This window comes from Micrococcus sp. TA1 (genome assembly GCF_014199555.1).
In the GTDB taxonomy this organism is placed as follows: Bacteria; Actinomycetota; Actinomycetes; order Actinomycetales; family Micrococcaceae; genus Citricoccus.
On record NZ_JACHNW010000010.1, the window covers coordinates 1 to 20,537 of the forward strand.

General features: G+C 73.6%; 17 protein-coding genes and 1 pseudogene. 7 read left to right on the forward strand and 11 right to left on the reverse strand.

From position 1 onward, the window contains the following. Positions 1-374, reverse strand: a pseudogene (locus GGQ69_RS15970) (serine--tRNA ligase); the annotation flags it as partial. A gap of 514 nt (positions 375-888) precedes the next feature. Here GGQ69_RS15970 and GGQ69_RS15975 point away from each other — a divergent pair. After that, positions 889-1,659: a diacylglycerol kinase family protein gene (locus GGQ69_RS15975; protein ID WP_183530343.1), complete on the forward strand. Its 771-nt coding sequence runs from the start codon at positions 889-891 to the stop codon at positions 1,657-1,659. A gap of 39 nt (positions 1,660-1,698) precedes the next feature. Here the strand turns inward: GGQ69_RS15975 and pheA are convergent, their stop codons facing one another. Together pheA and GGQ69_RS15985 are read right to left on the reverse strand one after the other, a co-directional pair. Next, on the reverse strand, positions 1,699-2,691 hold the full coding sequence (gene pheA / locus GGQ69_RS15980; RefSeq protein ID WP_183530345.1) for a prephenate dehydratase: 993 nt from the start codon (positions 2,689-2,691) through the stop codon (positions 1,699-1,701). Continuing rightward, positions 2,688-3,014 (reverse strand): rhodanese-like domain-containing protein, encoded by a 327-nt coding sequence (locus GGQ69_RS15985; protein WP_029139318.1) that lies wholly within the window; start codon positions 3,012-3,014, stop codon positions 2,688-2,690. Before GGQ69_RS15985 ends, pheA begins: the two co-directional genes overlap by 4 nt. Positions 3,015-3,041: 27 nt before the next feature. Between GGQ69_RS15985 and GGQ69_RS15990 the strand changes: the two genes are divergently transcribed. Continuing rightward, the gene (locus GGQ69_RS15990; protein ID WP_298043205.1) at positions 3,042-5,108 is read left to right on the forward strand and encodes an AarF/ABC1/UbiB kinase family protein; all 2,067 of its coding nucleotides are present in this window, start codon (positions 3,042-3,044) and stop codon (positions 5,106-5,108) included. A gap of 21 nt (positions 5,109-5,129) precedes the next feature. Beyond that, complete coding sequence (locus GGQ69_RS15995) at positions 5,130-6,521, forward strand: amidase (RefSeq protein ID WP_183530348.1); 1,392 nt, start codon at positions 5,130-5,132, stop codon at positions 6,519-6,521. 10 nt (positions 6,522-6,531) lie between these two features. Here GGQ69_RS15995 and GGQ69_RS16000 read toward each other — a convergent pair whose 3' ends face one another. Continuing rightward, positions 6,532-7,152, reverse strand: coding sequence for a DUF4190 domain-containing protein (locus GGQ69_RS16000; RefSeq protein ID WP_183530350.1), 621 nt, complete (start codon positions 7,150-7,152; stop codon positions 6,532-6,534). Positions 7,153-7,266: 114 nt separating this feature from the next. Here GGQ69_RS16000 and GGQ69_RS16005 point away from each other — a divergent pair, with 114 nt between their 5' ends. Genes GGQ69_RS16005 through GGQ69_RS16015 form a run of 3 tightly spaced genes read left to right on the forward strand, consistent with a single transcriptional unit; the run spans position 7,267 to position 9,691 of the window. Beyond that, a complete protein-coding gene (locus GGQ69_RS16005; RefSeq protein WP_183530352.1) occupies positions 7,267-8,145 on the forward strand; it encodes a DNA/RNA non-specific endonuclease in 879 nt (292 codons plus the stop codon). Continuing rightward, positions 8,129-9,307, forward strand: coding sequence for a M4 family metallopeptidase (locus GGQ69_RS16010; RefSeq protein ID WP_255459811.1), 1,179 nt, complete (start codon positions 8,129-8,131; stop codon positions 9,305-9,307). The genes GGQ69_RS16005 and GGQ69_RS16010 overlap by 17 nt, the downstream gene beginning before the upstream one ends. Before the next feature lie 9 nt (positions 9,308-9,316). Then, positions 9,317-9,691, forward strand: a complete 375-nt coding sequence (locus GGQ69_RS16015) for a hypothetical protein (protein WP_183530354.1) — start codon at positions 9,317-9,319, stop codon at positions 9,689-9,691. Here the strand turns inward: GGQ69_RS16015 and GGQ69_RS16020 are convergent. The 3 genes from GGQ69_RS16020 to GGQ69_RS16030 all read right to left on the reverse strand — a co-directional run bounded on the left by GGQ69_RS16020 (position 9,675) and on the right by GGQ69_RS16030 (position 14,363). Continuing rightward, the gene (locus tag GGQ69_RS16020) at positions 9,675-11,867 is read right to left on the reverse strand and encodes a PIG-L family deacetylase (protein ID WP_183530356.1); all 2,193 of its coding nucleotides are present in this window, start codon (positions 11,865-11,867) and stop codon (positions 9,675-9,677) included. The two genes, GGQ69_RS16015 and GGQ69_RS16020, sit on opposite strands and share 17 nt — an antisense overlap. Next, on the reverse strand, positions 11,864-12,952 hold the full coding sequence (locus tag GGQ69_RS16025) for an acyl-CoA hydrolase (RefSeq protein WP_183530358.1): 1,089 nt from the start codon (positions 12,950-12,952) through the stop codon (positions 11,864-11,866). Before GGQ69_RS16025 ends, GGQ69_RS16020 begins: the two co-directional genes overlap by 4 nt. A 115-nt stretch (positions 12,953-13,067) precedes the next feature. Then, a complete protein-coding gene (locus GGQ69_RS16030) occupies positions 13,068-14,363 on the reverse strand; it encodes a Xaa-Pro peptidase family protein (RefSeq protein WP_255459812.1) in 1,296 nt (431 codons plus the stop codon). 137 nt (positions 14,364-14,500) lie between these two features. Here GGQ69_RS16030 and pgm point away from each other — a divergent pair, with 137 nt between their 5' ends. Continuing rightward, positions 14,501-16,231: a phosphoglucomutase (alpha-D-glucose-1,6-bisphosphate-dependent) gene (gene pgm / locus GGQ69_RS16035; RefSeq protein WP_183530360.1), complete on the forward strand. Its 1,731-nt coding sequence runs from the start codon at positions 14,501-14,503 to the stop codon at positions 16,229-16,231. 3 nt (positions 16,232-16,234) lie between these two features. Here the strand turns inward: pgm and GGQ69_RS16040 are convergent, their stop codons facing one another. From GGQ69_RS16040 to GGQ69_RS16055, 4 genes are all read right to left on the reverse strand, one after another. Then, positions 16,235-17,764 carry an aldehyde dehydrogenase family protein gene (locus tag GGQ69_RS16040; protein WP_183530362.1) on the reverse strand — a complete coding sequence of 510 codons (1,530 nt, stop codon included), beginning with the start codon at positions 17,762-17,764 and terminating at the stop codon, positions 16,235-16,237. Between the two features lie 17 nt (positions 17,765-17,781). Then, the gene (locus GGQ69_RS16045; RefSeq protein WP_183530364.1) at positions 17,782-18,648 is read right to left on the reverse strand and encodes a glycerophosphodiester phosphodiesterase; all 867 of its coding nucleotides are present in this window, start codon (positions 18,646-18,648) and stop codon (positions 17,782-17,784) included. A gap of 25 nt (positions 18,649-18,673) precedes the next feature. Then, positions 18,674-19,570: an HAD family hydrolase gene (locus tag GGQ69_RS16050; RefSeq protein ID WP_183530366.1), complete on the reverse strand. Its 897-nt coding sequence runs from the start codon at positions 19,568-19,570 to the stop codon at positions 18,674-18,676. 52 nt (positions 19,571-19,622) lie between these two features. Continuing rightward, the coding region (locus GGQ69_RS16055) for a carbohydrate kinase (protein ID WP_183530368.1) at positions 19,623-20,537 on the reverse strand (915 nt) is incomplete at its 5' end.

Below are 20,537 nucleotides of genomic sequence, written 5' to 3' on the forward strand. Positions count from 1 at the left end.
CCGACCGTCTTCAGGACCGCGAAGTCGTCCTCGCCACCGGCGGGCACGCCGTCCTCGATGAGGTTCGGGAACAACCGCTGCAGGCGGTCCAGCTCGGCCTGCGCCTCGTTGGCCTCGGCCTCGGCCGCCTTCACGCGGGAGGCCAGCTCCTTGACCTCGGCCAGCAGGGCCTGCTTCTCCTCCCCCTGGGCGGCCGCCACCCTCTTGCCGAAGAGCTTCTGCTCCGCCCGCAGCTCCTCGAAGGCGGCGATCGAGGACCGGCGGGCGGCATCGGCGGAGAGCATCTGGTCGACGAGGGACTCGTCGGCTCCGCGGGCGCGCTGGGAGGCCCTGTAGAGGTCCGGGTTCTCGGTGAGGTGCTTGACGTCGATCACGCGCACCAGCCTAGCGGCCCCCCACCCGGCGAGCCCCGTAGACTTCGCCCCATGCCTGCAGAACTGATCCTGGCCCTCGTGGCACTCGTCCTGGTGCTGGCCGCCCTGGCCTTCGTGATCGGCCTGTGGACCGGTCAGCGCCGCCTGCACGGGCGGATGGACGAACTGCACGGCAGCGTGACGTCCCTGAAGGGCGATGTCGGGACCCTCCCGGACCGGATGGCCGCCCTCACCGGCCAGGTCCAGGCGCTCGACGGCCAGGTCAGCGAGATCGCCGAGGCCCCACTGGTGTCCCGGGCCCTGGAGCACCCCCGGCGGATCGCCCTGGTGCTCAACCCCTCCAAGGCCGGGGCGGACACGGTGCGCCGGAAGGTCGCCGCCGCCGTCCAGGAGGCCGGCCTGCCGGAGCTGGCCGTCTACGAGACCACCGTGGAGGACCCGGGACGGCAGATGGCCCGCGACGCCGTGGCCGACGGGGCCGACGTCGTGCTGACCGCCGGGGGGGGACGGGACCGTGCGGTTCGTGGCCGAGGAGCTGGCCGGCACGGACGCCACCCTGGGGGTGATCCCGCTGGGCACCGGCAACCTGCTGGCCCGGAACCTGCGGTTGCCGATCGACAATCTCGAGGCCTGCATCAACACCGCCATCCACGGCACGCGGCGGGACATCGACACCATCGACCTGAGGATGGAGACCACGGACGGCACCACCCGGCGCCACACCTTCCTGGTGATCGCCGGGGCGGGAGTCGACGCCGAGGTCATGGGGGACACCCGGGACGACCTGAAGGTCAAGGCCGGCTGGCTGGCGTACGGCGAGGCCGGGATGCGCCACCTGCCGGGCCACCGCAAGGAGATCTCCATCTCGATCGACGGCGGCGCCCCGCAGCGCCGCAAGGTCCGGTCGGTGATGATCGCCAACTGCGGGGAGCTGACCGCCGGCATGGACTTCGTCCCGGAGGCCCGGTTCGACGACGGCCTGCTGGACGTGGTCATGCTCTCCCCCCGCCACGTGGGTGACTGGATCCGGATCGCGGCGAAGACGCTGACGAAGTCCCGGGGCACCATCCCCGTCATGGAGACCTACCAGGCCACGCGCTGCCGCGTGGTCCTGCACGAGCCGATGATCGCCCAGCTCGACGGCGACGCGATCGGCGAGCTGCGCTCCTTCGACGCCCGGGTCCGCCCGGACACGCTGCGCATCCAGGTGCCGGCCTCGGACGTGCCGGACTCGGCCGCGGCCCCGGTCATGAAGCCGGAGTCGGTGCCGGAACAGCACGCCTGACCGGACCCCGGCAGCGTCGCCGGGCGCTCCCGGCGGGCCTCAGTCCCCGGCAGGCCGTCCCAGGATCCCGCGCACCCAGGCCTGGCCGGTGCGGTAGGCCTCGTCCGTGACGTCGTCCCGGACCGTGTACCGGCGGTGGTCGGCGCGGGGATAGGAGCCCAGGAACCGGATCTGCGGGATGATCCGGTACAGGGCGGCGAGCGCGGCGGAGACCCGTTCCTCGACGAGGTGGCCCTCCAGGTCGATGGAGAAGAAGTAGCTGCCCAGCCCGGCCCCCGTGGGCCGGGACTCGATCCGGGACAGGTTGATCCCGCGCGCGGCGAACTGCTCCAGGATGTCCATCAGCGCGCCCGGGTGGTCGTCCGGCAGGGGCACGACGACGGTCGTCTTGTCCGAGCCCGTCGGCGCCGGCAGCGCCCCCGGGCGGGAGACGAGCACGAACCGGGTCACGGCCCCGGCGGTGTCCTCGATGGCCGAGGCCAGCACGGGCAGGCCGGTCTGCGCGGCCACCAGCGGCGCGCAGACGGCGGCGTCATAGGAGGTCTCGTCGTCCAGCAGCCCCCGGGCGCCGGCGGCGGTGGACGAGGCGGGGATGAACTCGGCCTGCGGGATGTGCGCGGCGGCCCAGTTGCGCACCTGTGCCCAGCCGTGGCTGTGGGTGGCCACCGAGCGGATCGCGGACAGCTCCATGTCCCGGCGCCCCACCAGCACGAAGCTGATCGGCACCAGGATCTCGCGGCGGATCTGCAGCGCGTCCCCGCTGGCGATGTCGTCCAGGGTGGCGCTGACGCCGCCCTCCACGGAGTTCTCGATCGGCACCACCGCGAAGTCCGCGGAGCCGTCCCGGACCTGGGCCAGCGCGGTGATCACGGAGCCGACCGGATCGCACTGGGCGGCGTCGGTGCCGGGGACCTGGCGCAGCGCGGCCTCGGTGAACGTGCCCTCGGGGCCGAGGTAGACGTAGCGGGGACGCGATCCCCCGGCGGTGCCGGCGCCGGGCTCCCCGGCCGGGGAACCGGAGGCGGGGCTCACTTGACGGACGGCTCGGCGCCGCCGTCCGCCTCCATGGGACGGCCGGACTCCAGCCAGGCGCCGGAGCCGCCGGCGACGTTGATGGCCGAGTAACCCCGGTTGACCATGAAGTCGGAGGCGCGCATGGACCGGCCACCGGTCCGGCAGATCACGTAGTAGTCGGTGTCCGGGTCCAGTTCCTCGATGCGTTCGGGCAGCTGTCCCAGCGGGATGTGCAGGGCCCCGGCGGCCCGGCCGAGGGTGAACTCGTCGTCCTCGCGCACGTCGAGGATGGTTGCGTTCTCCGGGACGTCGTCCACGCTGACTGTTTCGAACATGCTCATGACACCCCAGCCTAATAGGGTGTGCCCGTGGAGACCTTTCTGGGAGACCTGGGCACCGTCGGCTACTGGGTCGGGTCCACCCTCGGCGCCGTCTTCGGCCTCGTGCTGCTCGTCCTGGTGGCCTGGCTGATCGCCACCACCGTGCGGCGCGTGCTGGGGGTGCCGGTCGGCTGGTTCCGCTCGGTGCTGGTGGCGCTGCTGATGGTGCTCAGCACCAACGTCGTCTTCGACGCCGTCATCACCCAGGTCGCCGGGACCGACACCTCCGGCGCCCTCTCGGGGGTCTCCGCCCCGGCCGCGATGGTGTTGATCCTCATCGCCCTGCTGTGGATCTTCGGGCTGGGCACCGCCGTGCTGATGATCCTGGAGATGGTGATCCCCACCGGCATGCTGCCGAACCCGGTCCTGTGGTCGGCCGGGCTGCGCAGCACCTGGGCCCGGAACCGGCGTTACCGTCAGGTGGTCGGCGTGTTCCTGCGCCACGGGCTGGGCGCCAACCTGCGCGGTTTCGGCCGGCCCTCCGACGACGGCGAGGGTTCCTGGGCGGGCACGGCACGGGCGCTGCGCCGGGCCCTGGAGGACGCGGGCATCACCTTCGTCAAGCTCGGCCAGAACCTCTCGGCGCGCACCGACCTGCTGCCCGAGGACTTCATCCGGGAGCTGTCCCGGTTGCAGTCCGAGGTGGCCCCCGAGTCCTGGGACTCGATCCGCGGGGCGCTGTCCCGTTCGCTGGGCCGGGACCCGCTGGAGGTCTTCGCCTGGGTGGACGAGGCGCCCCTGGCCTCGGCCTCCGTGGCCCAGGTGCACCGCGCCCGGTTGCAGGACGGCACGGAGGTGGTCCTGAAGGTCCAGCGCCCGGGTGCCGTGGAGGAGGTCATGCGGGACACGGACATCGTGGTGCGCATCTGCCGGTGGCTGCAGCTCAACACCACGTGGGGCAAGTCCCTGCGGATCCTGGACCTCGGCCGCGGTTTCACCCGCTCGCTGGCCGAGGAACTCGACTACCACGTCGAGGAGGCCAACATGCGTGACATGGCCGCGGCCGTGACCGGCCACAACCTCACCGTCCCCACCGTCTACCCGGAGTACTCCTCGCGGCGGCTGCTCGTGATGGACTACCTGCCCGGCGTCCCCGTGGGGCGCGCCAAGGCCCGGCTGGACCGGTTGGACCCGTCCATCCGGCGCCGGCTGGCCGAGGAGCTGACGAACTCGGTGATGCGCCAGATCATGGACGACGGCATCTTCCACGCCGACCTGCATCCGGGCAATGTCATGCTCCTGGGCGAGGCCCAGTACACCCGGCTGGGACTGCTCGACTTCGGCACGGTCGGCCGGCTCGACCCCCGCTCGCAACAGCAACTGGTGATGGTCTTCGCCTCGATCGAGCGCAATGACGCCCGGCTGCTCGGCGACTCCCTGGTCGAGCTGCTCGGGCGTCCCGCGGGCCTGGACGACCGGGCACTGGAGCGAGAGGTCGGGGAGCTGCTGGTGCGCTACCGCGGCGGGCTGCGCGGCGGCTCGGCGTCCAAGCTGTTCGGCTCCCTGACGCGGCTGATCCTCGACCACCGGTTCGCGGTGCCCAAGGAGGTGGCCGCGGCCCTGCGCTCCCTCGGCGGCATGGAGGGCACCCTCGGGCTGATCGACCCGGACCTCGAGGTCGTGCAGGCGGCCCGCGCACTGGGCGCGGACCTGCTGAAGGACCGGTTCACGCCCGGTTCGCTGAAGGACACCGCCACGACGGCCCTGCTGGAGGTGCTCCCGATCGCCGCCCAGCTGCCGCGGCGGCTGAACCGGATCGCCGACGACCTGCAGGGCGGACGGATCTCGGTGAATGTCCGGCTGCTCGGCGACAAGGACGACCGGCAGTACGTCACCTGGTTGTTCCAGCAGGTGGTGGTGGCGATCCTGGCCGGGTTCTGCGTCCTGGGCGGCATCGTCCTGCTGGCCTTCGGCGACGGCGGCCCGGCCATGACCAGCTACATGACCTGGCACACCGCGTTCGGCTACATCGTCCTGTTCGCCGGCTTCGTGCTCTCCCTGCGGACCGTGGCCCTGGTGATGCAGCGGCCGGGCCCCGCGGAGGTCCCGGAGTAGGCCCTCGATACAGTGGAGGCCATGAACCACCCCGTCCGGACCCCTGACCTGGCGCGCCTGACCGCCCTGGAACTGCGCGACGCCCTGGCCGCCGGTGAGGTCTCCGCCGCGGACGCCACCCGCCACTTCCTCGACGTCACCCAGCGGCGCGACCCGGAGCTGGGGGCGTTCATCTCGGTGGAGCCCGAGGCCGCCCTGGCCCGTGCCGACCAGCTGGACCGCCGGTTCCGGGACGCCGGTCCCGTCGGCTCACTGCACGGCATGCCCCTGGCGTTCAAGGACCTCGTGGACGTGGCCGGGATGCGCACCACCTTCGGTTCGCGGACCGCCGTCGACGCCCCGCCAGCCGACGAGGACGACCCGCTGGCCGCCGCGGTGCACTCGGCCGGGGGCATCTCCCTGGGCAAGACCACCGTCCCCGAGTTCGGGCTGCCGTGCCACTCGGAGAACCTCATCTCCCGCGGGGCGCGCAATCCACTGGACCCCGAGCGCACGGCGGGCGGGTCCACGGGGGGCGGTGCGGCCGCCGTCGCCGCCGGGATGCTGCCCTTCGCGCCCGGCACCGACGGCGGCGGGTCCGTCCGCATCCCGGCCGCGGCCTGCGGGCTGGTCGGGCTCAAGCCCGGCCGCGGCACCGTGCCCACGGACCGGCAGGAGGACTCGGTGCGGAACCTGTCCGTGTCCGGCCCCCTGGCCCGCACGGCCGTGGACGCCGCCCTGCTCTACGACGCCATGCTCGGGGGCCCCCGGGGCGAGGGGCGGAGCCTGCCGCGGGCCCGGCGGGCGGAACCGGACCGGTTGCGGATCGGCTACTCCACCGCCTCCCCGTTCACCCCGGACCTGGAGATCACGCTGGCCCGGCCCGCCCTCGACGCCCTGACCCGGGCCGCCGCCGCCCTCGAGCGGGACGGCCACGAGGTGGCCGAGGCCGACCTGGACTACGCACCGGGCTATCACGAGGACTTCCGCACCGTCTGGACGGCGGCGCTCACGGAGGCTCCCCTGCCCGGGGACGCCGAGCAGCTGCTCGGGCCCCTGGCCGCCTACTTCCTGGAGCTGGCCCGCGGTTACACCCCGGACCGGCTGGCGGGGTCCGTGGACCGGCTGACCCGCTGGGCCGCGGATGCCCGTCGGCAGCTGGCGGCCCACGACGTGGTGCTGACCCCGGTGCTGGCCTTCGCGCCCCCACTGATCGGGACCTTCACGTCCCTCCCCCCGGCCGAAGACTACGCACTGCAGTGCCGGTTCACCCCGTACACCTCGATGGTCAACGTCATGGGCCTGCCGGCGGTCTCCGTCCCGGTGCTCCGGGATGCGGAGGGCCTGAGCTGGTCCGTGCAGGCCATCGGCCGGCCCGGCACGGAGGGGCACCTGCTGGCCCTGGCGGCCCGCCTGGAGCACCTGCTGGGCTGAGCCGCCCCGGCTATCCGAGCATCGCCCCGAACGCGATGAAACCGATGATCATCAGGACCCACAGGCCGGTGACCAGGTACCCCATGATCAGCCCCACCACGGCGAACCCCTTGCCGTGGGGTTCCCTGGCCAGGGAGAGGTGCCCGAACACGATCGCCAGGAGCTGCGGGACGGCCAGGAAACCGAAGGTCACCACGCCCGCGATGCCCAGCACCATCGCGGTGATGCCCAGTCCTGCAGGACGGGACTCACCGCCCGGATACGGCGCCCCGCCCCTGCGGCCCGGCTGCATCCCGCCCTGACCGTGGGCACCGGGCCCGCCATAGCCCCCCGCCTGGCCATGGGTGACGTCGTAGGGGTTCTGCACCGGGCGGGGCCGGTCCTGACGGCCGGGTTGGTTGGCGACCACGGGGTACCCGCCGTGGATCGGGTACTGGGGCTGGCCGTCACCGTAGGGACCGGCCAGTGGCTGGTCGGCGTAGGGGTTCCGGGGGGCCGGGGAGCTGCCGGGGGGCGGCGGCGTGGACGGACCGCCCGGCGCCTCCGGGTCCGTGTACCAGGAGGGATGCTTGGGGTCGTCGAACGGGCGGTACGCGTCCGAGTGCTGTCCCTGGTCATTCCGGTCGGCCATGGGTCCAGTGTAGGCAACACCCCGGACGAGGTGCGGGGTTCTCCACAGGGTCTCCATCACGGGCATTCGGTCCCCGCCCTTCCCGTGGACCCCGCCGGCTGGTTGCATAACTACATGGTCGAATCCCACGCCCCCGCGGACGTCGGCGTCCGCAACGGCTACGACGCGGACTTCCTGGGTACCACCGCCGCGGTGCCGGTCCCGAGCGACGAGCGCCTGGCCGTCCTGGACTACGTGCACTTCTCCGTCCATCAGGACACCGACCGCCGGCTGGCCGCGATCACCGCGGTCAACGTCGACGGCACCCAGCTGCGCGACGTGGACCGCGGGGACGCCTGGCGGTTCGACGCACGCCTGCCCGAGGAGCACCAGGCCGGCGAGGCGCTCTACGCCGCCAACGACCTGGACCGCGGCCACCTGGTCCGTCGTCGCGACCCGGCGTGGGGCGACGGCGTCACCGCCCGCCTGGCGAACCTGGACACCTTCCACTACACCGTGTGCGCCCCCCAGGCCGCCTACTTCAACCAGTCCCAGGAGCTGTGGCTCGGGCTGGAGGACCACGTGCTGGGCCACGCCCGGGCCGCCGGCCAGCGGATCAGCGTCTTCACCGGCTGCGTCTTCGCCGAGGACGACCCCGAGTACCGCGGGGAGTTCCGGATCCCCCGGCGGTTCTTCAAGATCGTGGCCTGGAACCAGCAGCCGGCCCTGGGCACGCTCGCCTCGACCGGGTACCTGCTGGACCAGGGCGAGGGACTGGACCGGGTCCTGAGCCGCGGGCTGCGCGCCGGTGAGGAGGTACCCGGGCCCGGTCCCTTCCGCACCTTCCAGGTCCCGGTGTCGGACATCGCCGAACTGACGGGCCTGGACATGGGCCAGCTCGCCGCGGCCGACCGCTATCGCGTCCCCGCCGAGGCCCTGGGTGAACGGGTCCGGGGGGCCCGCGCCGCGCGGCGCTGGCGGGCCCTGGAGGGATTCGATGACATCAGCCTGTGAGACGTCCGCGGGGACGGAGGTCCCCGGCCCGCCGGTACACCGCCGGCACTGCATCGTGCCGCCGTACATGCTCGAGCAGCTCTCCCGGCACCTCCCGCGGCAACCGGAGCCTCCACCGCCGGCCAGCCCCTTCCTCCCGCCGCCGCACCGTCCGCCGCGGGGCGCGGAACCCGGGGCACCGGACCGGCCGGCGGACGCGGGCCGGACGCGGGACCTGGGCCAGCAGGTCCGCGAGCGCCGCCACCGGGGGATCCGGCCGGAGGGGGGTGTCGCCACCCCCGGCGGCACCCTGGACCGCAACATCTCCGACGCGCGCGGCACGCAGGAGCTGCCGGGCGTCGTCGTGCGCTCCGAGGGCGCTCCGCCGGTGGCGGACACCGCGGTGAACGAGGCCTACGACGGCCTGGGCTCGGTGCACGGGTTCCTGACCGAGGTCTTCCGGCAGTCCTCACCGGACGGCCTCGGGCGTGAGCTGCGGGCCACCGTGCACTACGGCCACCGCTACGACAACGCGTTCTGGGACGGGCGGCGCCTGGTCTTCGGCGACGGCGACGGGGAGGTCCTGACGGGGTTCACGCCCTCGCTGTCCGTCATCGGCCACGAGCTGGCGCACGGCCTGATGCAGTACGCCTCGGACCTGGACTACCAAGGCCAGTCGGGGGCGTTGAACGAGTCCTTCGCGGACGTGGTCGGGGCGCTGGTGGACCAGTACGTGCGGGGCCACACGGCGGACCAGGCGACGTGGCTGATCGGCGCGGAGGTGTTCGGGGCCGGCGTCCGGGCCCGGGGACTGCGTTCGATGTCGGCGCCCGGCACCGCCTACGACGACCCGCGGCTGGGCAGCGACCCGCAGCCGGAGCACATGGACCGGTTCATCGTCACCCGGGAGGACTACGGCGGGGTGCACCTGAACTCGGGGATCCCCAACCGCGCCTTCCACCTGGCGGCCAGGTCCCTGGGCGGCCACGCCTGGGAGCGGGCCGGGCAGGTCTGGTTCGACGTGGTGACCTCGCAGGACCTGCCACGGGACGTGGACTTCGCCGGGTTCGCCCGCGCGACGGTGGCGGCCGCCCAGGGCCGGTTCGGGGACGAGGCCGCCCGGATCGTCCGGGAGTCCTGGGCGCAGGTGGGGGTACTGACCGAGGGGGCCTCCGCTCCGTAGGCTGGGGTCATGAGCGAGGACCGCGCTGTCAGCACGCCGGACCCGGCACCGGGCATGCTCGAGGTCACGGTGTCGCGCTCGGGTGGAGTGGCCGGGATGGTGCGCCGCTGGACGGCGCGGATCCCCGACGACGGCACCCCGGCCGCGCGGGCCGCCCGCCGGATCTCCGGGCTCGCCCCGGCCGCGCACCCGGGGGAGGCCTCCCGGCGTCCCGACCGGCCCGGATCCGGGCCGTCTCCCGGCCGGGGGGCGAGAGGACGGGTGCGCGACGCCTTCCAGTGGACGGTGACGTGCGGGGACGGGTCGGCGAGCTACGACGAGGACGGACGGCGCCGGGATCCGGACCTGGACGCACTGATCGACGTGATCACCCGGCGTCCGTGACCAGTCCCCGCAGGTAACCGGCGAAGCCGCCGGCCGTGCGCCCGGTCGTGCGGCCCGAGGTCACCGCCCGGATCCGGTCCGTGGCCAGCACCGGCACCCCGGCGGCCCGCGCCGCCTCGACGAGCGCGACGTCCTCGTGCTCGGCCGTGTGGGGGAAGCCCCCCAGGCGCTCATACGCCTCCCAGGACAGGCCCAGGTTGGCTGCGTGGACGTGCCCGTGGTCCTCGCCGTGCGTGTAGTCCCGCAACCAGCGCCGCAGCACCTGCGGGTCCACCCCCGAGGCATCCAGCCCGACCGTCCCGGCCACCACGACCGGGCCGTCCTCCCGCGCGGCCAGTGCCGTCTGGGCCACCAGCCAGTCCGGGGGAACGACGGTGTCCGCATCCGTGCTGGCCACCCAGGTCCGCTGGGCCCCGCCGGACCGGGACAACAGCTCCACCGCCCGCCGCAGGCCCAGGTCCCGGGCGCGGCCGACGTTCGCGGGCCCCGAGGCCGGCGCCCCCGCAGGGGACGCCTCGTCAGCCAGGTCCATCACGTGGAAGCGGGGATCGCCCGCCACCACGGCCTCAGCCCGGTGCGCCGTCGCATCGGTGCAGTCGTCCAGGGCCACCACCACCTGGACGGACCCCTGCGCGTGGACCTCCTCCCAGCGGTCGGCCGCCCGGGCCAGCGCCTGGAGACACCCCGGCAGCAGGTCCTCCTCGTTGCGCGCCGGGACCACCACGGCCACCCTGTCCGCGGCGGAGGCACGGGTGAGGACATCCACCACGAAGTCCTGCTCGAGATGGCGCGAGACCAGCCGGAACCGGGGGTCCGCGGCGACCCTCTCGTGGACCTCGTCCCCGTCCAGGGGCCATTCCTCCACCTCCTGGCGCCAGTGGCACGACACGAGGTGGCCGGACAGGGCCAGGGACCGCTCGAGGTGGTCCAGCAACCGCTCCAGTTCGGGGGCGGAGAGGAAGTACCCGATCTCGGAGAGCACCACCAGGTCGGCCGGGCCTCCACCGGGCAGCCGGTTCGGCCACTGGTCCGGCAGCACCACCTGCTCGAAGGTCACCCCGGATCGCCCGGCCAGGGCCCGGCGGGCCTCCCGGATCGCCACGCCCGAGGCCTCCAGGCCGATGACCCGCTCGGCGCGCTCGGCCAGGTCGCCGGTGAGCACCCCGATCGAGCTTCCCGCCTCCAGGACGGTGCCGTAGCGCTCGCGCGGCAGGGCCGCGAGGGTGACCAGCCGCTTGCGCCGTTCGTACCAGCTGCTCCGGTATCCCCAGGGATCCTCCCGCTCGCGGTAGAGCCGGTCGAAGACCTCGGTCGCCCGGGCCGACGGGGACGCTGCGGATGACGCGGACGCTGTGGACGCTGTGGACGCTGTGGACGCTGTGCCGGCCCCCGCGGCGGCCTCCGGCGCCGTGTACCGGTAGACGTCGAAGGACCGGCCGACGAAGTGCTCGAGCATCCCCGGGCCCAGGATGGCCTCGTCCCCGGGAGCCGGGGAGAGCGGCTCCACCTGGCTGGCGTGGGCCGCCAGGGCGTCCCGGCGGGCGGCCCGGGCCTCCGCCGCCAGCGGCCAGCGCACCCAGTCCCGCCAGTCCGGGTCGCGCGCGGGGTCGGCCCAGTGCCAGAACCAGATCGGGAATTCGTACAGGTCCAGGCCCCGGTCCGCGGCCAGGGCGGACACCACGTGGCCGAGGGCGTCGTGGTCGGCGTGCCCGTCGGCGCGGTAGTGGGTGGCCAGCACGGCCGGCCCGGTGTGCCCGTCCAGGAGGTCCACGACGACGGCCCGCACCCGGTCCGTGTGCGCGGCCACGTCCCCGTCCGGCAGGCCGAGCCCGACCAGCTCGATGCGGTCCCGGTGGCCGGTCCCCAGCGCCTCGAGGGCGGAGGCCAGTTCGGCCCGGCGCACCGCGATCAGCTGCTCCGGGGTGTGGGTCGGGGAGTCCGGATGGGACCGCTCCCCCAGGCTGGCCATCACCACCCGCACGCTCCCGCCGGCGCCCAGCACCGAGCGGATCAGCCCGGTGGCGCCCAGGGTCTCGTCGTCGGGGTGGGCGGCCACGACCACCAGCAACGTCTCCGCCGGCAGCCGTCCGCGACCCGGGGCCTCCCGCACACCGGACACCCCGGCGGCCTGCCAGTGCCCCTCGGGCGTCCCGGCGTCCAGGTGCGAGAACGTCATGGCCGCACCGCCGTGAGGATCAGGGCGCCGAGCCGGGCGTCGTCGCGCCCGGCATGGTGCTGGCGGACGTAGACCTGCAGGTCGGCCACGGCCCGGGCGTGGTCGGCGTCCCCGGTGAGGGGCCCGGGACCGGTGGCCTGTCCGACGACGTCGATCACCTCGGTGCAGACCTGCGCCACGGCGCCCCGCAGCCGGTACGCCTCGAGCTCTGCGGCGGGCCCGGTCAGGTCGCCGGCGTCGATGGCGTCGGCGGCCGCGGCCAGCTGGGCAGACACCGAGGACAGCAGGCGGTCCACGCGCCCCAGTGCCGCGAGCGCGAACTGGTCCGGTTCCCGGCGGGCCGCCGAGGCCGCCAGCGTGCGGTACAGGTGCACGGCACCGCCGAACCACACGGCGGCCACCCCCATCCCGCCCCAGGCGAACCCGGGCCGGTCCAGGTACCAGGACGGGCCGCCCACCGGCAGGGCCGGGACCGCCTCGAAGGTGAGCGGACCGCTGTCGATCGCGGCCAGCCCCAGGGCGGGCCAGCTGCCCGCCCCGGGGTGCACGCCGGGGTGGCGGAGGTCGACGAGGAAGGCCTGCCGGCCGCCGTCGGGCAGGGCGGCGGTCACGACGGCGGCCGAGCAGCGCCCGGCCAGGGAGCACCACGGCTTGGTGCCGTCCAGCGCCCAGGGACCGGGCCCGTCGGCGTGTCCGGGGCGGGTCCGGTGGGCGACGGGGGTCTGCCCCCCGGACTCGGAGGCGTAGACGCCCAGGACACCGTGCGGGGCCGGCACCCCGGCCTGGTCCAGGATCGCCACGGCGTCCAGGTGGGGTTCGAGCACGCGGGCGGCCACCAGGTCCACCGCGGCCACGGAGGCGAGGAGCTCCCACAGGGCGCGGGTGTCCCCGCCGCCCGGCCGGGGCAGCTCCTGGGCCGGCAGGTCCCCGAGGGCCTCCAGCATGGGCTCCGCCGAGCCGTGGGAGGCGGTGGCGGCACGCACCAGGCAGGGGGCCGCCACGCCGTCCGCTTCCCCGCGTTCGCCCTCGCCCGTGTCCGTGATCCGGCCCGGGTGTCCCAGGTGCACCCAACGGGGCAGCGACATCGGTGTTCCTCCTGCGGTCCCGGGCCGGCCTGACGGTCGTCTCGTCGGCCCCTGCCGCCTATTCAACCAGCCGGGCCGCCCCGGCCGCCCGGTGGCGCCGGACCGGGGGCGGAGCTCACTTCCGCAGGATGAGCCGGGGGAACTGCGTGAAGGCCTCGACGCCGGTGTCCGTGATGCGGATCGATTCCGAGGCCGCGTAGCCGTAGCCGGTCATCCACATCCCGCAGATCAGGTGGAACGTCATGTTCTCCGCCAGCACGTTCTCGTCCTCGGCACGGATGCTGATGGTCCGCTCCCCCCAGTCCGGCGGGAAGCCGACCCCGATGGAGTACCCGAGGCGACTGGGCTTCTCCAGCCCGTACCCCGCCAGGGTCCGGGTCCACGTCCGGGACAGTTCCCGGACGGGGACGCCGGGGGCGGCGACGTCGAGGATGTCCTGCAGCCCGGCTCCGACCGCCTCCTCCAGCAGCAGCAGTTCGGGCGACGGCGTGCCGAGCACGACCGTGCGGGCCAGGGGCACGTGGTACCGGCGGTGCACCCCGGCCAGCTCGACGGCCACGGCGTCACCCTCCCGCAGCACGCGATCGGACCAGGTCAGGTGCGGGGTGTCCGCGGACCCGCCGGTGGGCAGCATCGGGACGATGGCGGGGAAGTCACCCCACGCGTCCTCGGTGCCCGCGGCCTGGGCGGCGGCGATGTGCGCGGCCACCTGGTTCTGGGGCACTCCCGGCTCGATCGCGTCGATGGCCTCCTGCATCGACACCGTGGTCACCCGGGACGCGAGGCGCATGTACCGGATCTCGGCATCCGACTTCACCGCCCGCACCCAGTTGACCAGCTCGAAGCAGTCCACGAGGGACCACTCCGGAATCCCCCGCAGGAGCGCCTGGTAGGCCTTCGGCGCGAAGAAGTGGGCGTCCATCTCCAGGCCCACGCCTCCCCGGGCGGCCGGTTCGACCAGACCGCGCCGGCGCAGGGCGTCGGCGACCCAGTCGAAGGGGTGGATCCGGGGCTGGTGCACGTAGCGTTCCGGATAGCCCAGGACCTGGTCCATGGGCAGCCAGCTGGTGCGGAAGGCACCCAGGGCGTCCATCTCCCGCAGGAACAACAGCATGGGCCCGTCCAGGGGGATGAAGAGGACCTGCGGGGTGTAGAACGACCACGCGTCATAGCCGGTGAGGTAGAAGATGTTCGCCGGGTCCACGACCATCAGGGCGCTCAGGCCCTGCCGGTCCATCCTCTCGCGCACCGACAGCAGCCGCTGGGCGTACTCGTCCATGGGGAACAGCGCCCCGCGGATGTCGGCGTCCCCGGCCGGAACGGGTGCGATGGCCGGGGCGGGAACGACGTCCGGTCCCGGGGCGGCGGCTCCCACCGTGAGCCCGTCCCCGGTCACGCGTGCTGTGGACATGACCCGATTTTCCGCTCCCCGGGACCGGGTGACAACGGTAGGGCGTACCCCAGCACCACCTGCCGGCCGTCCCCGCGCCGTCGGTCATGTTCACCGGTCGGCTACCTGTGGTCACGCGTTCGTGGAACAGTGGTGCCATGAACGCTCAGACCCCTGCGCCCGCCGCCGAACGGGCAGGCACCGTGGCCCTCCCCGAAGACCTCGTCGACCTGGACGCCCTGCTGGCGGCCTACGCCGAGCGTCATCCGGACCCCGCGGACCCGGCGCAGCGGGTCTCCTTCGGCACCTCCGGCCACCGCGGCTCGTCCCTGAAGACCTCCTTCAACGAGGACCACATCGCCGCCATCACGCAGGCGATCGTCGAGTACCGCGCCGCCCAGGGGATCACCGGCCCGCTGCTGATGGGCCGGGACACCCACGCCCTGTCCGGGCCGGCCCAGGACACCGCGCTCGAGGTGCTCATGGGCAACGGGGTACGCACGCTGATCGACTCCCGGGACGGCTACACCCCCACCCCGGCCGTCTCCCACGCCATCCTGGTGCTCAACGACTACCGCACCCACGGGCAGGACCTGGCCGACGGCATCGTCATCACGCCCTCCCACAACCCGCCCGCCGACGGCGGCTTCAAGTACAACCCGCCCCACGGCGGCCCCGCGGACACCGACGCCACGGACTGGATCGCGGACCGCGCCAACGAGCTGCTGGCCGGGGGCCTGGCGGAGGTCCGGCGCATCCCGCTGGCCGAGGCGCGGCGCCACGAGGCGCTGGGCACCTATGACTTCCGGGACCGCTACGTCACCGACCTGCCGAAGGTCGTGGACCTGGACGCCATCCGCCGGGCGAAGGTCCGCATCGGCGCGGACCCCATGGGCGGGGCCTCGGTGGAGTACTGGGGCGAGATCGCCGAGCGCCACGGACTGGACCTCACCGTCGTGAACCCGGACGTCGACCCCCAGTGGGCGTTCATGACCCTGGACTGGGACGGCAGGATCCGGATGGACTGCTCGTCGCCGAACGCCATGGCCTCGCTGATCGGGCGGATGCGGCCCGACGCCGGTTCCGCGTCCGGTCCCGGCGCCGACGCGGACGTGCCGGGACCGGACGCTGCGGCGCCGTTCGACATCGCCACCGGCAACGACGCGGACGCCGACCGCCACGGCATCGTCACCCCGGACGGCGGGCTGATGAACCCGAACCACTTCCTCTCCGTGGCGATCGACTACCTCTACCGGCACCGTTACGACTGGCCGGCCGGGGCCGGCGTCGGGAAGACGCTCGTCTCCTCCTCGATGATCGACCGGGTGGCCGCGGGGCTGGACCGGGACCTCGTGGAGGTGCCGGTGGGCTTCAAGTGGTTCGTGCCCGGCCTGCTGGACGGGACGGGTGTCTTCGGCGGGGAGGAGTCCGCCGGGGCGTCCTTCGTGTGCTTCGACGGGACCCCGTGGTCCACGGACAAGGACGGGATCCTGCTGTGCCTGCTGGCCGCGGAGATCCGGGCGGTGACGGGCACGTCGCCGTCCCGGTACTACGCGGACCTCGTCGCGCGGTACGGGGACCCGGTGTACGCCCGCATCGACGCCCCGGCCACCGCGGAGCAGAAGGCCAAGCTGAAGCGGATGTCCCCGGCGGACGTCACCGCGGACACCCTGGCCGGGGAGCGGATCATCGCCACGATGACCGAGGCGCCCGGGAACGAGGCGCCCATCGGCGGGCTGAAGGTCACCACGCAGAACGCCTGGTTCGCCGCGCGCCCCTCCGGCACCGAGGACGTCTACAAGATCTACGCCGAGTCGTTCGTCTCCGCCGAGCACCTGGCCCAGGTCCAGGCCGAGGCGAAGGCGATCGTGGACGCGGTCATCGCCTGAGCGTCAGAGCAGGCGCTTGATCGCCTGGCGCTTGGTCCAGGTGTAGGGCGGGTAGACGGCCTTGAGGGTGTCCACCTGGTCGGTCTTCGTCAGGGCCGGGCGCAGTTGGGAGAACGTCTCGAACCCGGCACGCCCGTGGTACGAGCCCATCCCCGAGGGCCCCACGCCGCCGAACGGCAGGGTCGGCAGGCCCACGTGCATCAGCGTGACGTCGAAGGCCATCCCGCCGGCGGTCACGCGCTCCTCGAACGCGCGGTGGTAACGGGGCTTGTCCGTGAACAGGTAGGCGGCCAGCGGATGCGGCCGGGCGTTGATGAACTCGATCGCCTCCTCCACGGTGTCCACGCGCAGGATCGGCAGGATGGGCCCGAAGATCTCCTCGGCCATCAGCGCGCTGTCCGCGGAGACGTCCGCCAGCACGGTCGGCTCGAGGTACCTGTCCGCCACGTCGGCCCGGCCCCCGTGCACGAGCCGCGCCGGGGCGCGCCCCTCCCCGGGCTCGAGCGCGTCCTGCAGCAGGCCGGCCAGTCGCTCGGCGTGCTGGGTGTCGATGAGCCGGCCGTAGTCCGCGGAGGCCTGCGGGTCCGCACCGTAGAACTCGGTGATGGCCTTCGTCAGGTGCCTCTCCAGCTGCCGCTGCGTCTCCTCGCCGACCACGAGCACGTAGTCCGGGGCCACGCACGTCTGTCCGGCGTTGGTGAACTTGCCGAAGGCGATGCGCCGGGCGATGGCCGGCCAGTTGCGCCCGTCCGCCACCACGCACGGTGACTTCCCGCCCAGTTCCAGGGTGACGGGGGTCAGCTGCCGGGCGGCCGCCTCGTAGACGATCCGGCCGACCCGTTCTCCGCCGGTGTAGAAGATGTGGTCGAACTTCTCGGCCAGCAGCCCCTGGACGGTCTCGGCGCCACCCTGCACCACGGCCACCGAGCGCGGGTCCAGGTACTGCGGGATGAGGCGCCCGATGAGCTCGGACGTGGCCGGGGCCTTCTCACTGGGCTTGAGCACCACGGCGTTGCCCGCGGCCACGGCGGCCACCAGCGGGGAGATGAGCAGCTGGAACGGGTAGTTCCACGGGGCGATGACCAGCACCGCACCCAGCGGACGCGCCTCGATCTTGGCACTGGCCGGCTGGAAGGCCAGCGGGACCTTCACGGACTGCGGTTCCATCCAGTCGGTGAGGTACAGCAGGGCGTGGTCCGCCTCGGCGCGCGTCACCTGGACCTCGGTGACCATGGCCTCCGTGCGGGACTTGCCGAGGTCCTGCTCGAGGGCCGCGCAGATGGCGTCGGCCTCCTCCTCCAGCATCCGCCGGATCCCCTTAAGCTGTGCGGCCCGGTACCGGCGCGGGTGCGGCAATCGCAGGGTGGCGGCCTGCCGCATGCGCCCGACGGCGTCGGCCGGCGCCTCCGTTCCCATGGCCACGGCGGGGCCGGCGGGCACCGGCAGGCCGGCTCCCGGTTCGTCGAGGGGCTGCTCGGAGCCCGGGGCGAGTCTCATCGTCTGGTCCTGGACGGCGTCGGGAATCTCAGGCATCCTCCCACGGTAGCGGCCTACCGCTGGGGCCAGAAACCACGTGCCGCCATCACCGCGGCCAGGGCCTCGACGTCATCGGTCATCAGTCCGTCCACGCCCAGGGCGATCAACCGTTCCATCTCCGCCGGCTCGTCCACGACCCAGACGTGGACCTGCAGTCCCGCGGCCTGGCAGCGCGAGACGAACCGCGGGGTGACCACCGTGATCGGCCCCTGCCTCACCGGGACCTGCACGCAGTGGACGTGGGCCAGCCGGCGGGCGACGAACCGCGTCAGGCCGAGCGGGGCGGTGAGCACGAGGGCCCCGACCGCCAGCGCCCCGCCGGACATCGCCACGGCCCGCCCGGACGCCCGGGTGAACCTGCGGCGGCGGGAGTCGTGGAAGGACGCGACCAGCACGCGGTCCCAGGCGTCATGGCGCGCCACGATCCGGGCGATCGCCTCGGCCGCCGCGTCGTCCTTGAGGTCCACGTTGAGGCGGACGTCGTCCCACTCGGTCAGCAGGTCCTCGAAGCGCAGCAGGTGCTCACCCTCCGGGGCCTCGGACGCGGCGGCCCCGGGGGTCCCGGCGGCGGCCCCGGTGAGGGCGGGATCGATGACGCGGACCCGGGCCAGTTCCTCCCACGTGTGGTCGGAGACCCGGCCGGTACCGGTGGTGACGCGGTCCAGCACCTCGTCGTGGAAGACCATGAGCACGCCGTCCCGCGTGGTGCGCACGTCCAGCTCGAGATAGCCGTAGCCGCGTTCCACGGCGGCGCGGAAGGCGGCGAGGGTGTTCTCCCGGGCGGTGTCCGCGCCCCGGTGGGCGAAGGCCAGGGGCCAGCCCCGGCGGCCGGGCAACGAGTCCTTCAGGTACTGCGGCAGGCTGGGGGGCTTCACGGTCATCACCCTAACGGCAGCGGGTGCGGGGTCAGTCCAGGGTGAGCAGGTGCTCGATGATCGCGGCCACGCCGTCGTCGTCGCAGGCATCGGTGGTGGCGTCGGCGGCCTCCAGCAGCAGCGGGTGCCCGGAGGCCACGGCGTACCCGGTCCCGGCCCAGTGGATCATCTCCAGGTCGTTGGGCATGTCCCCGAAGGCGACCACCTCCTGGGCGGAGATCCCGTGCCGGGCGGCGAAGTCCTCCAGGGTGCTGGCCTTGTTCACGTCCGGGCGGGACATCTCCAGCAGGGCGACGCCGGGGGCGGAGTGGGTGACGGCCAGCAGTTCGCCGAGCAGGGACCGCACCTCGGCCAGGAAGGCGTCCGGCTCGCTGCTGCGCGTCTTGGCCAGGAACTTCACCACCTCCGGTTCCGGGGGCAGCACCTCGTCCAGGGACCGGCCGACGTGGATGCCCCGGGCGAGCTCGGCAGGAGAGTCCTCGTCCAGGCGGTCCATGAAGGCGGCGTCGAGGTGGAACCCGTCGAGGGTCTCCACGCCGAAGGACGCCGAGGGGTCCAGCGCGGCGATCATGGCCCGGGCCTCCAGGACGGTGTCGAGCATCATGGGCCGGGACTCCAGCACGGTGTCACGGACCAGGTCGTAGACCACCGCTCCGTTGGAGCAGATCACCGGCCCGGCGTGGGCGAGGCCCTCGGCCACCGGCGTCAGCCAGCGGATCGGGCGGCCGGTCACGAAGACCACCTGCACTCCGGCGTCATGGGCGGCCTGGAACGCGGCCACCGTGCGCGGCGAGACCCACCCCGTGCGGGAGTGCTCATAGCCGATGATGGTCCCGTCCAGGTCGCTGGCGATCATCCGGGGACGTCGCGTGGCGCCGCCGGGCCTGACCGGCGGTGCCGGATCGAGGGCCGGATCGGGGAGGGACATGGGTCCATTCTAGGCCGGGGGCCGGTGGACCGGACCGGACTCCCGGGCCGGTTCAGCCGAGCTCGTCGCGGGTGGGCGGGTCGGCGCCCGGCCGGGAGGAGGTGATGGCCGCCGCCCGCGCTGCGTAGGCGAGCACCGCCGTCGTGTCCTCCGGGCTGATGCCCCGCAGCGCCTCCCGGCGGTCGGCACCGAGCAGGCCGCGGTCCTTGAGGGCGATCAGCAGTGCGGCGGTGAACGAGTCCCCCGCTCCCACCGTGTCCGCCACCTCCACGGGGTGCACGGGGTGCTCGGAGACGCCGGCGGCGGTGGCGCAGAGGATGGAGGTCGCCCCGCGGGTGACCACCACCATGGCCGGTTCGATCCGCTGCCACGCCACGATGGTGTCCTCGAGCGGGCGGTCCGGGTACAGCCAGGCCAGGTCCTCGTCCGAGGCGTGCACGACGTCGGCGAGCGCCACGGACTCCTCCGCCCGGCGCCGGGCCAGGGCGCGGTCCGGGACGATCGAGGGCCGGCAGTTCGGGTCGTAGCTGAGGGTGACGTCCGGCTCCAGGGTGGACAGCAGCTCCATGACGGTGGAGGCGCCCGGCTCGAGCATGGTGGCGATGGACCCGGCGTGCACGTGCGTCAGGGTCCGGCTCTTCCCGTCCCGGCACAGGGCCTGGCGGACCAGCTCGGAGAGCTCCGCGGCGGGGGGCAGCGTCCAGTCGAGGTCAAACGAGTAGTTCGCGGCCCCGGTGGGGTCCAGCCGGGCGGTGGCCACCGAGGTCGCGGTGTCGTCCGGGCCCAGGACGGAGTCCACGCCGTTGCGCGCCAGGTGGTCGCGGACCATGTCCCCGTACTCGTCCCGGCCATAGCGCCCGGTGAACAGCACGTTCTCCCCCAGGCGGGCCAGGCCGACGGCAACGTTCAGGGGACTTCCACCCACGTGGGCCCGTGGGGTGGCGGTGTCCGAGACGACGACGTCGAC

What these genes read in the sequence shown, in the direction of transcription:
- GGQ69_RS15985 (WP_029139318.1), bottom strand. Translation starts at nt 3,014, where the DNA reads ATGAGCATGTTCGAAACAGTCAGCGTGGACGACGTCCCGGAGAACGCA.
- GGQ69_RS16050 (WP_183530366.1), bottom strand. Translation starts at nt 19,570, where the DNA reads ATGTCCCTCCCCGATCCGGCCCTCGATCCGGCACCGCCGGTCAGGCCC.
- GGQ69_RS16040 (WP_183530362.1), bottom strand. Translation starts at nt 17,764, where the DNA reads ATGCCTGAGATTCCCGACGCCGTCCAGGACCAGACGATGAGACTCGCC.
- pgm (WP_183530360.1), top strand. Translation starts at nt 14,501, where the DNA reads ATGAACGCTCAGACCCCTGCGCCCGCCGCCGAACGGGCAGGCACCGTG.
- GGQ69_RS15995 (WP_183530348.1), top strand. Translation starts at nt 5,130, where the DNA reads ATGAACCACCCCGTCCGGACCCCTGACCTGGCGCGCCTGACCGCCCTG.
- GGQ69_RS16045 (WP_183530364.1), bottom strand. Translation starts at nt 18,648, where the DNA reads ATGACCGTGAAGCCCCCCAGCCTGCCGCAGTACCTGAAGGACTCGTTG.
- GGQ69_RS16015 (WP_183530354.1), top strand. Translation starts at nt 9,317, where the DNA reads ATGAGCGAGGACCGCGCTGTCAGCACGCCGGACCCGGCACCGGGCATG.
- GGQ69_RS16030 (WP_255459812.1), bottom strand. Translation starts at nt 14,363, where the DNA reads ATGTCCACAGCACGCGTGACCGGGGACGGGCTCACGGTGGGAGCCGCC.
- GGQ69_RS16020 (WP_183530356.1), bottom strand. Translation starts at nt 11,867, where the DNA reads ATGACGTTCTCGCACCTGGACGCCGGGACGCCCGAGGGGCACTGGCAG.
- GGQ69_RS16005 (WP_183530352.1), top strand. Translation starts at nt 7,267, where the DNA reads ATGGTCGAATCCCACGCCCCCGCGGACGTCGGCGTCCGCAACGGCTAC.
- GGQ69_RS16000 (WP_183530350.1), bottom strand. Translation starts at nt 7,152, where the DNA reads ATGGCCGACCGGAATGACCAGGGACAGCACTCGGACGCGTACCGCCCG.
- GGQ69_RS16025 (WP_183530358.1), bottom strand. Translation starts at nt 12,952, where the DNA reads ATGTCGCTGCCCCGTTGGGTGCACCTGGGACACCCGGGCCGGATCACG.
- GGQ69_RS16010 (WP_255459811.1), top strand. Translation starts at nt 8,129, where the DNA reads ATGACATCAGCCTGTGAGACGTCCGCGGGGACGGAGGTCCCCGGCCCG.